The sequence below is a fragment of the Nitrosococcus halophilus Nc 4 genome (genome assembly GCF_000024725.1).
Classification (GTDB): Bacteria; Pseudomonadota; Gammaproteobacteria; order Nitrosococcales; family Nitrosococcaceae; genus Nitrosococcus; species Nitrosococcus halophilus.
The window spans coordinates 2,404,819-2,418,741 of sequence record NC_013960.1 but is presented as its reverse complement, the minus strand read 5'-3'; the positions used below and the strand labels follow the sequence as shown (position 1 = coordinate 2,418,741).

The 13,923-nt window shown below is 52.3% G+C and carries 12 protein-coding genes; all 12 read right to left on the bottom strand.

The window, feature by feature from the left end; all coding sequences use genetic code 11:
- Window positions 1-74: 74 nt before the first annotated feature.
- Window positions 75-395 carry a flagellar hook-basal body complex protein FliE gene (fliE, locus tag NHAL_RS11390; RefSeq protein WP_013033294.1) on the bottom strand — a complete coding sequence of 107 codons (321 nt, stop codon included), beginning with the start codon at window positions 393-395 and terminating at the stop codon, window positions 75-77.
- 53 nt (window positions 396-448) lie between these two features.
- Window positions 449-1,480, bottom strand: a complete 1,032-nt coding sequence (locus NHAL_RS11385; RefSeq protein ID WP_013033293.1) for a sigma-54 interaction domain-containing protein — start codon at window positions 1,478-1,480, stop codon at window positions 449-451.
- A 207-nt stretch (window positions 1,481-1,687) separates the two neighbouring features.
- Window positions 1,688-3,130 carry a sigma-54 dependent transcriptional regulator gene (locus NHAL_RS11380; RefSeq protein ID WP_013033292.1) on the bottom strand — a complete coding sequence of 481 codons (1,443 nt, stop codon included), beginning with the start codon at window positions 3,128-3,130 and terminating at the stop codon, window positions 1,688-1,690.
- 102 nt (window positions 3,131-3,232) lie between these two features.
- Window positions 3,233-3,847, bottom strand: coding sequence for a PilZ domain-containing protein (locus NHAL_RS11375; RefSeq protein WP_157862560.1), 615 nt, complete (start codon window positions 3,845-3,847; stop codon window positions 3,233-3,235).
- A 90-nt stretch (window positions 3,848-3,937) separates the two neighbouring features.
- Window positions 3,938-4,243 (bottom strand): flagellar protein FliT, encoded by a 306-nt coding sequence (locus tag NHAL_RS11370; RefSeq protein WP_013033290.1) that lies wholly within the window; start codon window positions 4,241-4,243, stop codon window positions 3,938-3,940.
- Window positions 4,244-4,306: 63 nt separating this feature from the next.
- Complete coding sequence (fliS, locus tag NHAL_RS11365) at window positions 4,307-4,750, bottom strand: flagellar export chaperone FliS (RefSeq protein ID WP_013033289.1); 444 nt, start codon at window positions 4,748-4,750, stop codon at window positions 4,307-4,309.
- Window positions 4,751-5,116: 366 nt separating this feature from the next.
- Complete coding sequence (gene fliD / locus NHAL_RS11360; RefSeq protein WP_013033288.1) at window positions 5,117-7,156, bottom strand: flagellar filament capping protein FliD; 2,040 nt, start codon at window positions 7,154-7,156, stop codon at window positions 5,117-5,119.
- A 33-nt stretch (window positions 7,157-7,189) separates the two neighbouring features.
- Window positions 7,190-7,588: a flagellar protein FlaG gene (locus NHAL_RS11355; protein ID WP_013033287.1), complete on the bottom strand. Its 399-nt coding sequence runs from the start codon at window positions 7,586-7,588 to the stop codon at window positions 7,190-7,192.
- A 77-nt stretch (window positions 7,589-7,665) separates the two neighbouring features.
- Window positions 7,666-9,123 carry a flagellin N-terminal helical domain-containing protein gene (locus tag NHAL_RS11350; RefSeq protein ID WP_338040039.1) on the bottom strand — a complete coding sequence of 486 codons (1,458 nt, stop codon included), beginning with the start codon at window positions 9,121-9,123 and terminating at the stop codon, window positions 7,666-7,668.
- A gap of 346 nt (window positions 9,124-9,469) precedes the next feature.
- On the bottom strand, window positions 9,470-10,699 hold the full coding sequence (locus NHAL_RS11345; RefSeq protein WP_013033285.1) for an EAL and HDOD domain-containing protein: 1,230 nt from the start codon (window positions 10,697-10,699) through the stop codon (window positions 9,470-9,472).
- A gap of 16 nt (window positions 10,700-10,715) precedes the next feature.
- Window positions 10,716-11,918: a flagellar hook-associated protein FlgL gene (gene flgL, locus NHAL_RS11340; protein ID WP_013033284.1), complete on the bottom strand. Its 1,203-nt coding sequence runs from the start codon at window positions 11,916-11,918 to the stop codon at window positions 10,716-10,718.
- Window positions 11,919-11,921: 3 nt separating this feature from the next.
- A complete protein-coding gene (gene flgK / locus NHAL_RS11335; RefSeq protein WP_013033283.1) occupies window positions 11,922-13,865 on the bottom strand; it encodes a flagellar hook-associated protein FlgK in 1,944 nt (647 codons plus the stop codon).
- Between the last annotated feature and the right edge of the window lie 58 nt (window positions 13,866-13,923).

The window sequence follows — 13,923 nt, the reverse complement described above, 5'->3', positions numbered from 1 at the left end:
CCTCTTTTATTGATATTATGGACTCCGGTCTCCTCCCCAAGGCTGGAGTTGATTCGATTGAACCTCGACGCCTTTCAGATCTGCATATTCATAATTTCTTGATAGGCAGACACCAGTCGGTTGCGGACTTGGAGCACGGCTTGGAAAGAAACGCTGGCTTTTTGGGAAGCGATCATGACCTCCGATAAATCCACATTACTCTCCCCGAGGACAAAAGCCGTCTCCAGATCGCTGGACTGCTGCTGGGCTTGATTGACCGAGTTAAGGGCCTGCTCCAACAAAAGCGCAAACTCATTCCCCGTGGCCTCCCCGGAGGTCCTGGCTGAGCCATTTTCGGCTAGAGCGGCGGCAGCGCGCATTTGCTCAAGAAGTTGGGTGCTATTGATCGGTTCCACAGCAGAAGCCTCCCTCAGGTATTCGCTAGGATGCTCTCTAAAGGCATCTGGGTTCAGGGTACAAATCTTGTGTTCGAGGGGTCAGGGATAGTCACACCTGCCTTCCGTAGCCGAGCAAGTTTATAGCGCAGGGTTCGCTCGCTAATACCTAACTGGGCGGCCGCCTGTTTCCGCCGCCCACCACAGCGCGCCAGCGTATCGAGAATAAGCTGTTTTTCATGGCTTTTGAGATCCTTGCTAAGCTCTCCTACCCCCCTTGGAAGCGGCGCCTCCATCCCCGCTTCAAAAGCCAGCGCCTGGGCGGTGATGGCTTCTCCCTCTTCCAAAATCAATGCCCGCTGAATAACATTATCCAGTTCACGGATATTTCCCGGCCAGGGGTGAGCCAGCAACTTGGTTTCGGCAGCGAGCGTCAAACGGGGGGGGAGACGACCCACTGCCGCAGCCCGGCTGGCAGTCAGTCGCCGTGCTAGGGGTAAAATATCCTGGGTACGCTCCCGCAGGGGCGGCAACTGCAAAGGAAAAACATTTAAGCGATAATAAAGATCTTCGCGAAACTGGCCGTTCCCTATCTGCTCCCGGAGATCCTGGTTGGTGGTTGCCAATATCCGCACATCCAAGGGGATCACTTTGCACCCGCCTAAACGTTCCACTTCCCGTTCTTGCAACACGCGAAGCAACTTAGCTTGTAAATCCAAATCCATTTCCGAGATCTCATCAAGCAGCAAAGTCCCTCCCTGGGCTTGCTCGAATTTGCCGGGACGAGTCTGATGGGCGCCGGTAAAAGCCCCCTTTTCATAGCCAAACAGGGTGGCCTCCAGCATATTCTCTGGAATGGCAGCGCAGTTGATAGCCACAAAGGGACCTTCGCAACACCTTGAGTGGCGGTGGATGTAGTGCGCTAAAACCTCCTTCCCCGTGCCACTCTCACCGCTGATAAGCACCGTGGCTTCGCTGCGAGCTACCCGCCGCGCTAGCTCCACTACCGCCCGGGAATGGGGATCAATGGCCACCAGAGGCTCATCTTTTTCCAACACCCGCAGAGCTGGTTCATTGTTAACGACCAGAACCGAGGGTTGCACCATAACTTACTCCTTTGCTTTGACAACAGCTTAAAAAAAATCGAAGCATCCAGCAGGTGCTGGGAAATTCGCGGCTTTGCACACTTTTGCCTGATAGTGCCAACACAGCGGGACATTCGCCCTCTGCACTTTAAATCATCATGCAAAAAGAACGCCAAACAAAAAAATATTTTTAGAATCAGTCAACTAAGGAGTGAGTTCAGGCAGAAGTCAAAATCTTGACGTTATATCTTCACGCTGGATACCGTATTTGCGCAGTTTTTCGACTAAAGTGGTACGCCGCATTCGCAGTCGGTTGGCGGCTTGAGCCACGACCCCATCGGCCTCGTCCAGCGCTTGTTTGATGAGTGAACATTCGATGCGGTTGAGGTGTTTTTTGAGGTCTAAACCTTCTCGCGGCAGTCGGGGAGTCTCCGAAGTATCGACGACCTGCTCTAGCGATGATACCTCTGGAACAAAAGGGCGGTTTTTCTCCTCATCTATTTGGTACTTCTGGGGCAGATCATGATAATCCACAACGCCATAGGGATGGAGTATCATTAAGCGCTCAATCAGGTTGGCCAGCTCTCGCACATTCCCCGGCCAGGGGTACTGGCAGAGGGCCATCACCGCCGCCGGCGTCAAGCGGACAGCGCCTCCCTTCTCGTGCCCAATCCGGATAATCAGCTCTTTAATAAGCAGGGGGATATCTTCAACCCGTGCCCGCAAAGGCGGCATCTCAATCGGAAAAACATTAAGGCGATAATAAAGGTCCTGGCGAAAGTTCCCTTCTTTGAGTTGCTCTTCCAGATCCCGGTGGGTGGCCGCAATAACGCGCACATCCACATCAATGAGCTTGCTGCTTCCTACCCGCTCAAAAGTCCGCTCCTGCAACACCCGCAATAATTTTACCTGCATGGCCATGGGCATATCGCCGATTTCGTCCAGAAACAGGGTCCCTCCTTGGGCTAGCTCAAACCGCCCTTGGCGAGAGGTAATGGCTCCCGTAAAAGCCCCCTTCTCATGGCCAAAGAGTTCACTTTCCAGCAGTTCACCGGGAATAGCGCCGCAGTTAACGGGCACAAAAGGTTTTCCCCGGCGTGCGGAATAGTAGTGGAGATTGCGGGCGACGACCTCCTTGCCAGTCCCCGACTCCCCCAGAATCAGTACCGTCGCGTTAGAATCAGCAACCTGTTCTATCAAATGGCGAACTACTCGAATGGCGCGGCTGTTGCCCACCAAGCTCCGAAACAGCTCTACGGGACGTCCCCCTTCCTTTTTTTGCCGCCGGCCCTCGCGAAAAAGCTCCGCATTTTGCAAAGCCCCTGTCAGCTCTGCTTGGGTAAAAGGGTAGCGGAGAATTCCTAGAGATCCGGGCAAGCGCCAGCTTTCTTTCTCTTGACTGCGCTCCTTCGGTATCAATACCCATACGGGCAATTGCCCTTCCTCACTAGTTAATTCCTTCACGAGGGCAGCCGACTGCGCCTGGTCTTCGTCGCAACGACCCAGCAACACTGCAACCACGGCTTGGAAATCGAGGTCATTCACTTGTTTTCGCCATTCCCGGCTTGGCTCAATAAGCACGGGACGGTAGCCAATAAACTCGATAATCGTTTGGAGGGCCTGGCCGCGTTCTTTATCACCCTCCAAGATCAATACGACCTCAGCGGACATCGTAGGCTTTTCCTGCCTCTTAAGGCACTGTCTCGGAGTACGAAAGAAGAGAATTACGTTCTTTAATTAATAAAGAAAGTTAAACACCCCGAGAAGCGAATGTCAAAATTCTGTCGTACTATCAGTGTCAGGCTCCCTCCTCGCAGATGGGGAACCCTTCCGAGTTTGGGCGATGTGGCGCCGATGCCATCGAAAGATGAACCGCTCTAGCCCTTCCCGAACACCCTCGCCCAGATCGGTGAAAAGCACCCAAACGCGGTACCCATGAGTCTCCGCTTCCCGTGCTTTCACTCGGCCCAGCAAAACCAAAGGACGGCGGAGCTCTTCTTTTAGATAAACTTCAACCTGGACAGTCTCTCCACTCCTCGGCGCCTCCTGCGCCCACCACTGTAGCTCCTGGGCAGTAAGTCGTAGGGGAACGGCTGCTGGAAGTGGCGCCTGCTGGGCAAGCAGCAACCCTATCTGCTCAAGCAACAGATCCACCTTCAGCTCTAGACGCTGGAGCTCCGAATAAAGTAGCGGCTGTTCCTCCAGTAACTCCAAAGGGGAAGGAATCGAGCTGTTCAAAAGCTTCAGCAGCCGCTCATTATCACGGCAAACGAGAGCGCTGACCTTGGCTTCAGGTTTCACACAGCGCCAGATTAGGGGGTGCTGGCTTTGATAAAAAACCCCCTGGCCTAATGGTTGCGGTGGGAATTGACTTTCTATTTCAGCCACAAGCTTCTCCTCAGCCATCAGGGCAATGAAAGCACTCGCGGGTCCCCCTTTCCATTTCGAATGCAAAAGGAAATCGAGCGAATGATGTCCCTAGAGAGTATAACGCCGGTAGGTATCGCAGGCTTGAGAGCCCTGTTGTAATTTTCTTAATCCTTGGGCAAAGTGATCACGCTCCTGCTGACAAAGGGCGGCGGTTTGCTCATTGAGTGAAAGGAGTTGTTCCAGGCGCTGCCGGGCGAAGGGGAAAGCAACAAGCGCTTTCCCCTGAGGGAATGCTTGCTGCAATACCCTCTCTCGCTCCGCTTGCAGATCTGCTAGCTCTTGCCAGGCACCCTGCTGAGCCTTTAAGAGCATCTTCTGGCTTAAGACAAGAAGAACGTCTAGGGCATCCCTCACAGTCCCTGATCCCAGAACCGAATACGCTGAGATATTGCCTCCAGGGACCGCCACTTCACGAAATCAACGAGACGCGGTAGAAGTAGGCGATGCAGCTTTAGAAGGTTCATAGGCCATCTGAGAATCTGCAGCAGAAATAGCGTCCCATCCATTTTTCACTTCATTGAGGAGACGGCTGGCTTCCTCCAGCATTGCTCCATCGTTATGAAGGTTAGCTTCCAAGAGGCGTCTCACCACATAGTCATAAAGCCGATCCAAGTTAGCGGCAATTTCACCCCCTTGGTCATAGTTCAAACTGGATTGTAAACCGCCAACAATGTTAATAGCCTCACTGATATGGGTGCTTTTTTGCATCACTTCGTTGCGTGCCATTGCTCCCTTAGCCACCGCGATTTTCTCTAGGACACCTTCCAATAACATCTGAATGAGGCGGTGGGGATTGGCTTCAGTCACGGCACTTTGGGCACCGATCTGGCGGTATTGTTGTAGCGCTCCGTTACGTGTCATGAGAGGTTCCTCTTCAATATTATGGCAGCTTTGCGATTTAAATTATTCTTTAAAAGCAATCGCAGTCTGCCCTGTTCCATAGCGTTTCCCGAAATAAAATATTTAGCCGCGAATTAACGCCTATGAACGCAAATAGTTCAATGGCTTAAAGACAGGCAAGCGTTGGCCCGTCAGAAAATCATTCCAGGCCATTTTTTTAAGCGTTTATTCGCGTGCATTGGCGGCTAAAAACCGAATTTAGGTTGTTCCTCGTCGCTATTTCTTTGTCCCTGTCGGTAGGTTCTAGCGTAGAGCCGTAGAAGGAACAAAGCGAAACCTGCCGCCGCTACCTACAAAGGTTTTTCAACAGCCTTTTAGCATGTCCCACTATAGGGAAGTTCTTCTCGGTAAAGCGGCAATTTGTTGACTTAAGAAATTACTTGTGGTTTGAAGCTGCCCAAGGAGACTGTCTAGCGCAGTAAATTGGGCCCGGTAACGCTGCTCCAGGGCGACTAGCCGCCGATCTAAAACCTCCCGCTGCTCGCCCAGATCGGCAACGCGATCATTCAAACCATCAATGCGATTGTCTAAAAACCCGTCCGAGTCGGATATTTGCTCGAGATAAGTATTAAGCTGGGCAGCGACTCCGCGGGAAAAGGCCACGCTACCCCGATCCCCAACGGCACCACCAAGCACTTCAAGCTTAACCCCTTCCGCCCCACCGCTTCCGGTCAAGAAGCGGCCAGAACCGACTGCTGCTTGGCCACCGATGGTTCCCGCTACATCCACCCCTGCGTTGCCACTGTTCACAGTCAAACCCAGAGTTTGGGTAGTGGTCGCGGTCGGCGAAGGATCTAACGATAGGATTTCAACACTTGAAGCACTCCCATAACGGCTAGAGGTCATCTCAAGGTGGTCGCTCACAAACTCGACCGCCACACTTCCCCCTGCCTCACTCAGTTTAGGGTTGCTATTAATCTGACTCTGGAGCGCTGCGGCAAGCTCCGAGCCATTGTTATAAGTTTCGTGGGTTAGCGATATCGTCCCCAGCTCGCTGCCATCCACTTTGAGGGTGAATTCGTCGTTGTCCGCATCGATAGTAATGGGGAAACTACCTGTCGCATTCCCCGTGTACTTCCCTTGGGTGGCCAATTGACTAATATTAACTTCATATTCACCAGCCCGGGTTGTCTCCGTACCCTCAACAAAACGCACTAAAGGATCCGAGGCTTCCCCACCGACCGCAAACAGCCGGGCAATTGCCTCCGGATGGGTCTCAATAGCACTCTGTAACTTACTCTCCTCTAAAGCTAAGGTCCCCTCTCGCTGGGTGGTGATCCCGATATCGGCCAGGGCCCGGTAGGGGCCAGACAGTCCGGCCACGGCATCGCCCATGAGACGGCGGATGCGGTTTTCTATTCCACGTAAACTCGCATCCCCTAGCAGGGCGCCCCTTTCTCGGGTCTCCGGGTTATAGGAAGAAAGCGAGTTTAAGCTCTCCACCAAGCTGTTATAAGAGTCCACGAAACTGTTCACTGATTTGCTGATGGCTTGTCCATCGGAAGCCACCGTGAGTGTCGTGGGGGAACCGGATTCAGCACTTTTGAGGTTTAAAGTCACCCCCTCAATCACCCCGGTGGCGGTATTGGTGGGGCGGGTGATGGTCAAGCCGTCGACCAGGAGGCGGGCATCCTGGGCGGCCACCGTCTCCGTCAAATTCTTACCACTACCGACACCTGGAGCGGTGGGGTCATAGGCAAGTTGCGACAAGCCGTCGTCATCCACATTATCCGCCGGATCAGTACCATCACCATCGCCGACGGTAATTTGCAGGCTATTGGCAACCCCCATGTCTTTAGAGGTGAACACCAGACGATCCCCAGCCCCATCGTTGACGATACTCGCACTGACCCCTATATTGGCCCCATTGACGGCATCGCGGATACCGCTCAGACTACTGTGGGCAGCGTCAATAGTCACCACTTGGGCCGATTTATCTGGGTTCGCCGTAAAGGTATTGCTGTCCCCATCATAGGTGCCAAAACGAAAGCTCAGGGTTCCCGTGCTGATAACAGTGTGGGAGTCAGCGAATGTCTTGGAAGCGAGTTTTTGCGCTTGGGCAAGCTGCTGCACTTCTACACTGTAAGTACCGGTAGCCGCTTCCGCCGTCGCCGAAGCAGTCAATAAACTGGTATTGCCAACGCTCGCTTTGGTCCCTTGGAAAGCCGAAAGCGAGCTAAGCCCTGAAACGGCATTTTGGAAATTAGCTAATTCACTTTTCAGGGTACCCATGGCCGACAGAGTCGTTTGCAGCCGAGCTTCCCGGCGATCGAGGCGGAGCCGCTGCGGTTGGCCTTCCGCCGCTACCAGTTGGCTAACCAAGCTCTCGATGTCAAGCCCGGAACCCACACCCGCCGAAGTAATCATGCCTCTCTCACCCGTTCAGAAATAAGCCAGCCATTAAACCAATGTTTGGATGAGCGTGCCATCCGTTACTCCCTGCCCCCCTTCTTCCGCTACTCGCCGCGCCAGTGTCAGCACTTCTTCTGGAGGAATCTGCCGAATGACTTCTTCACTTTCCCTATCAACAACTTTAATCACGGTACGGCCCGTCACCTCATCGATGCTAAATTGTAATTCCCGACGTACATTTTGCATAAAATCATTAATGCTTTGCACCGCATCAACCAATTTCTGAGATTCAACTTCCCGGTTTCCAGTCTCTTTCTCCTTGGGCCGAGACGATCCAGCGGATAAGGGTTGCTGCTCGCTGGGCGGATTAATTTTTATTTCAGTCATTCGTGAGGCTCGATCAGGAATCACGGCAGGCAGAAGTCCTGGATGGATATTGTTATTCATGGGCTGATTCCTTACAGACTATCCACGAGCATCACGCCCGGAACCGTATTCCGGACATGATGCTCACTCACTTGGCTTTACTGGAGCAGACTCAGTACGTTTTGCGGCAGCGAGTTGGCCTGGGCCAACATGGCAGTCCCTGCCTGCTGGAGGATCTGATTGCGGGTCAATTCCGCTGTCTCAGCGGCGAAATCCGCATCCCGGATTCGGGAACGCGCCGCTGACAGATTCTCAGAGACATTCTCCAGATTCGAGATAGTGGATTGAAAACGGTTCTGAAGCGCACCCAAATCACCCCGCATGGAATCAATCTGTGAAAGAGCCCGATCAACATTGGCGAGGGCGCTGTTGGCCCCAGATTGAGTCGAAATATCCACGTTTTCCATGGCATTGCTGGTATCCACATTATAGGTACCTGCGGTAATGGCCATGCCATGAGTCGCCTGGGTGATACCCGTATCCACCACGAAGGCTTCATCGCTGTCGAGGGTCACCGTTCCTACCGTTACAATATCAACTGCTGAACCGCCATTGGTATCAAAGGTCGCGGCACCGAATACGGAAACGCCGTCAGCCTGGGTACCATCGGTTTCTAGCTGTATGTTGCGACCATCGGCAGCCGTCAATACCAATTCATTGCTGGAATTCAGGGCCGCCGTCACGCCGGTTTGATTCTGCACGGCATTGATGGCATCCCGCAACGCGCTGTCGGAATCACCACTCGCTATAGCCCCCGCGGTGATATTGATACCGTTGATAGCAAAATCGCCCGCAGCAAAACCAGTAGCAGCGGCCGTGATGGTCCCCAAATTGGCCGTGGTAGCATTGGCTGTGGCAGAAACCCCTGTAGTAGCGGACAAGGCGTTGATGCCCGCAGCCACGGCATTGGCGGAGGCAGCTGCATCTCGTGTCGATAGGCCATCCGAGGTCACGGTGATGGCGGTACCGTTGATCTCGAGGACCCCGCTCGGGCTGGTCAGCGCAGCGCTCTGGCCGTCGCTGACCGCAGTCCCCGTAGAGGTTAGCGTGGCATTGGCGCCCAAGCGGCTAGTGCGGGCATCATCAATGCCTACGGAAATGGTCTGATCGGCATTAGCGCCCACATGGAAGATCGCATTGCTCAAGCTGCCATCTAGCAGGCTCTTGCCGTTGAACTGAGTGCTGCTGGCAATGCGGTTCATCTCAGCAATGAGCTGAGTCACTTCGTTCTGCAGGCTTGTACGATCAGCATCCGTGTTGGTGTCGTTGGCGGACTGGACCGCCAACTCGCGCACCCGCTGCAGGAGGCTGGTAGATTCATGCAACGCACCTTCTGCGGTCTGGGCCAAAGAGATCCCATCGTTGGCATTACGGGCGGCTTGATTAAGACCGCGAATTTGAGCCGTCATCCGGTCGGTGATGGCCAGGCCAGCAGCATCATCCTTGGCGCTATTGATCCGCAAGCCTGAGGACAAACGCTGTAACGAGGTCTGCAAGGTGCTCTGGGAACGATCGAGATTCCGCTGCGCATTTAGCGACATAATATTAGTATTCATAATTTGAGGCATCGTTATCCTCCCTCATAATTTTGCCCGGGCTTGTCCCCAGGTAGGTTGTCTCTGTCGGAGATGCGCAAAAAACGCATTCACCGCTTCCATGGGAAGGATCGGCAAAGCGGGGGGAAACTTTAGTGGATACCGGCAAAAATTCGTCATTGAGGGAGGGATTATTTGCCGGCGCTATGACATCCACAGGCAGCTAGCCCGAATAAGTCATGAAATAGCAGCGAAGAATATAAAAAAGCCACTCCCTACCCCAAGGGGCGGGAAATGCGCCCACAGAAATTCAAACTGGATGACGGGTTATTTAACGATCAGACTCAGCACTAAATAACCGATTGTTTCAACGTAATGACAAATTGATCTCCATTGCCCAGGCAACACTGTCGAGAAAAATTTTCCCGATGTCAAAGGGGCTCAAATTCAAATAATGGACCGCCGAGAGGTTCCAATGTTCATAATTAATTGCACAGTTTAAGGCTTCTCCAATTGCGCCTTCCCGATAGGCCAGCCCATTGAAGACATCCTCCGCCAAGGGAAGGGAACTAGCTACTTTATCAAGCGGCATCTTCAGCATTTGATTTATTATTGATAATAATCCCACTAGAAAAAATTTCTCACAGTTACAATCATTACCACAACCATTATTGCAATTATGATTGCCTGCCACGATACATAACAGCTCGCACATTTTTGCGCGCACAAGGGCAATCCGGATCAATTCTTTTGATGCATTAGGCAAACGGAGCAATATGATCAAATTTGCCCAACGCCTAATCTCCCGGATACCTAGATATAAAATCCCATGGTGTATGGAGATGATTTTTCGCGGCAGAGAGAAATATGCCGAGTTAATGTATCGTAGAAGTTTATAGCTCAAACCAACATCACTTGAGATGATTTTGGCCAGCGCTTGGGTATTTATATTAGGTTTGTTGATTTCCGCAAGCACTGAAAACAACACGTAGTCATTAGCGGCAAGACGCTCTCCAGAAACTAGACATGGCTTGCTAAAAAAAAATCCCTGAAAATAATCACAACCCAGCTTTTTGAATTCATAGAATTGTGCAGCAGTTTCGACTTTTTCGGCCAGAATTTTCACAGGGAACCGTTGCAGTAGCCCGAAATGCATCAAGTTTTGCTCTCGGCTCAAATGTTGCACATCAAGCTTGATAATATGCGCAAGATTAACTAGCGGTTTCTTTTCTTCAGAGAAGATAAAATCATCCAATGCAATTCGGTATCCTTGCTTAGCCAATGCGTGGAGTGCTTCAATCAAAGGCTCATCAACTTCCACACTTTCTAGGACTTCAATAATGACCCGGTCCTTGGGAAGCAATAGGGGAGTTCCGCTCAGTATGTTATCACGGGTAAAATTGATAAAGGCATAATGAAAACCTACCAGATTCTCTAGCCCATGCTCCAGCATGCTATCCACAATAATTTGATTAGTCGCTTGAGTCCCATCAACGATTACAGGCGAATCGCCTTGGAAATTACGGAATAACAGTTCATATCCGTATACGTTCCAATCACGATCATAAATTTGCTGCCTGCCAATCAAGAAATTCATCGTTATGTTACACTGGCTACAGAAGGCTAAATAAAGATAAGCCCTGTAACCGGACATAGGTTCGCTGAGCAGCCTCAAGAGCCGTTAGCTGCTGATTGAGATGGCCGATGGCCTCGGCAAGGTCAAGATCGTTAAGAGAGGATTGCAGCTTAGCCATTTGCAGACTCACGTCTTCGTTCATTTGGCGCTCGCTATCGATGGCATTAAGGCGGGCTCCGACTCCTGCCCGGATCTCCGAAACCTTCCCCAGCGCTTGATCCAAATCAGTGAGAGTCCTATTCATATCATTATTGAATCGGGCCTGACTGGCCGTGTCGCTCACTGGCCGCTCCAAAGCATCGATAAAACGCTGGACAGTAGTGAACATATCCTGATGGGCGCTTGAGCGGATAGTGAAACGATCCCCATCCCCAGGCGTGCCGGTTACCCTTACCTGGGCACCGCCAAAAGTAATCGCTCCCCCACTGACAAAATTGCCGCTGGTCACTACGTTATTTTGTGAGTCCAGCACCTCGAAAGTAAGGGAATCACTGGACTGTGGCTGAGAAAAGCGCAAGGTGTAATCACCAGGAACAAACGTCCCACTGACCGAACCGGGACCTATCACCCCCGAGCCGCTATTGGAGGGGTCCGCCTCAGTCACAAAAGTACCATTCCCCTCGCGGATGGCTAGGAATACCTCGGAGCCTGGATCACTGTCCGCCACCTGCACTGAGGGACTGATCTGTATCTGGCGCTGGCCTTGATCGCCCTGGTAGGTAAAATTCCCTCCTTCCCGGATAATGGGTTGGGTGCGGCCCTTAAAACCGGCAAAGAGATATTCACCACTGGCATCTTGAGCGTTGGCAAGCCCCAAAATTTCGTCAAGGCGCTGCCGAACCTCCTTGGCCATCATGACACGATTCTCATTATTTTGAGCGCCATTATTAGCCTGCACCGCTAGTTCCCGCACCCGCTGCAGTAAATCCCCCACCCCTGCCAGGGCTGTTTCCTCCTGGGAGAGGCGAGCCGTTGCCCTGTCGGCGTTTCTTTGGAACTGGGAGAGTTGCTCGAAAGTCTCACGAACATCCAGCAGGCGAGCGGCAGCTGCAGGATCATCGGCCGGAGTAAGAATACGGCGACCAGTGGCTAATTGCTGTTGAATTTTGCTGACCTGGGCCTGCTGATCCAGTATCCCATCGATGCTTCGTTGCTGGAATAAGGAAGTAGAGATACGCATGGATTATCTACCTACTGCACCTAACAAAGACTGGAACATGTCATCGGCAACCGAGATCACCCGGGCGGCGGCTTGAAAAGCCTGTTGAAAACGGAGTAAGTTGGCCGCCTCCTCCTCCAAGTTCACTCCCGATACCCCTTCCCGGGCTTCAACGGCCTGATCTAGCAAAGCTCCACTGGTATCCCGGTTCACTTCCGCTTGGCGAGTGCGGACGCCGACATCCACGACCAAGCGGCTGTAATGTTCCTGGTAAGTCGCTGTCTCGCCCTGGAGGCTACTTTCAGTCTGCAATCCGGCAATTGCGAGGGCATTGCGGTTATCGCTAACGCCCCCAGTATTGTTATGGATAACAAAATTGTCTCCATCGGCAGGGGTGCCCGAAATAGTGAAGGTGATCCCCCCTAAGGTAGGAAAGGTGAATTCCTTGCCGTCACCCTCGGTCGCGGGATCATAACTCAACAGGCCACCCGGTCCCCCATTCACATTGAATTGTTGCGTTGCCTCATCATAGCTCAGGGTAATCTGCCCATTAACAGGTAAAGGAAGACCGTTGGTGTTGGTGACCGAAGCCGCTGAAATTTGCCCTGTCCCCTTATTCCCCAGATTTGCCTCGGTACGGATCGGTGCGGCGGCGGCAATACGGCTAGCATCGGTGAGCATCACCCCAAAATTTTGGGCTGCCTCCCGGGTAGGTTGGATAAGATAGCTATCTCCCGAATCCATGGAACCAGCGGTTAAATCTAAGGTCAGCCCATCGACAGTTTCCGTACCGCCAGGAAAATTAGTCAAGGAGTAAACCTGATTATCTGACAAGCGGGTGAGTGTGTAGCTCACACCATCTCGCTCCAACCGATAATCACTGTCAGTGAGTTTGCTAGCATCGCTGACAGTGATCTCCACCACGCCATCGCCGGTATTATCCGCCCGAGGCAAGGAAACCGGAGCGCTGGAATCAATGGGGGAAAAAAAATCGCGCCCTAGCTCTCCCTTGAGATCCATTCCTAGGTGATGCTGAGCATTAAAGGTTTGGGTAATTCCAAGCGCCAATTGACCCAATTGATTGCGGGATGGTTCCAGTGCTTGGTCCCGGAAGGAGAGTAAAGCGCCTAGCTCCCCCCCCGTGATATGGTTGGAGATATTCAGAGCGTCACTACCAGTAGTATAACCGATATCTAACCGGGAGCTATCGTAGGGATCGCTAAGAATCGCTAGCTTGCTATTGTGGTTACCGACGACCATGGGCTGGCCATTGCCAATAAGCACATTGAGCATCCCATTATCTTGGGGAAGTACCGTCACTGCCACTTTCTGGGCAAGCTCCCCGATGAGCTGGTCCCGTTGATCCAAAAAATCATTAGCCGACTGGCTGCCATTTTGCCCATGAGATTCAAAGATACGTTGGTTAAGCTTCGCAATAGAGGAGGTAAGAGTGTTGACTTCCACCACTGTGTCCCGAAGTTGAGTATTCACCGAATCATGGAGATCACGCAGGCGGCCATCGAGAAAATGAAAACGGGCAGCCAACACTTCACCTTCAGTGAGCAATGTCTGGCGAGCTGCCAGCGCAGAGGGGTCATCAGCCATCTCTTGCATTGAATTAAAAAATTGCTGCAAGGAGGAGGATAAGCCGGCCTCAGGGTCCGCAAAAAGATTGTCAATCTGAGCCGCCAAATCATGAAAGGTTTCGAATTGGGCGTACTCAGAAGTATAGCCTTGTACCTGTTCGGTTAAGAAGGCATCATAGGCGCGACGCACCGTGGCAACATTAACCCCGGTACCAATAAATCCCTTAGCTGTAGACTCCGGCAAGGAAGCGCTTAATTCCGTGCGCTGCCGAGAAAAACCGGGGGTATTAACATTCGCAATGTTATGACTGGTGGTCGCCAAGGACCGCTGCATGGCTAAGAGCCCGGAAAGGCCTATACTCAGTGGATCGCCTGTTGCCATGGTAAATTTCGCTTTGCCTACAATCTAACGGGGATGAAATTCCCCTAAGCGCACCTCT

Coding starts and splice junctions, on each gene's coding strand:
- NHAL_RS11385 (WP_013033293.1), bottom strand. CDS start 1,480: ATGGTGCAACCCTCGGTTCTGGTCGTTAACAATGAACCAGCTCTGCGG.
- NHAL_RS11380 (WP_013033292.1), bottom strand. CDS start 3,130: ATGTCCGCTGAGGTCGTATTGATCTTGGAGGGTGATAAAGAACGCGGC.
- fliS (WP_013033289.1), bottom strand. CDS start 4,750: ATGACACGTAACGGAGCGCTACAACAATACCGCCAGATCGGTGCCCAA.
- fliD (WP_013033288.1), bottom strand. CDS start 7,156: ATGATTACTTCGGCGGGTGTGGGTTCCGGGCTTGACATCGAGAGCTTG.
- NHAL_RS11355 (WP_013033287.1), bottom strand. CDS start 7,588: ATGAATAACAATATCCATCCAGGACTTCTGCCTGCCGTGATTCCTGAT.
- NHAL_RS11350 (WP_338040039.1), bottom strand. CDS start 9,123: ATGAATACTAATATTATGTCGCTAAATGCGCAGCGGAATCTCGATCGT.
- NHAL_RS11345 (WP_013033285.1), bottom strand. CDS start 10,699: ATGAATTTCTTGATTGGCAGGCAGCAAATTTATGATCGTGATTGGAAC.
- flgL (WP_013033284.1), bottom strand. CDS start 11,918: ATGCGTATCTCTACTTCCTTATTCCAGCAACGAAGCATCGATGGGATA.
- flgK (WP_013033283.1), bottom strand. CDS start 13,865: ATGGCAACAGGCGATCCACTGAGTATAGGCCTTTCCGGGCTCTTAGCC.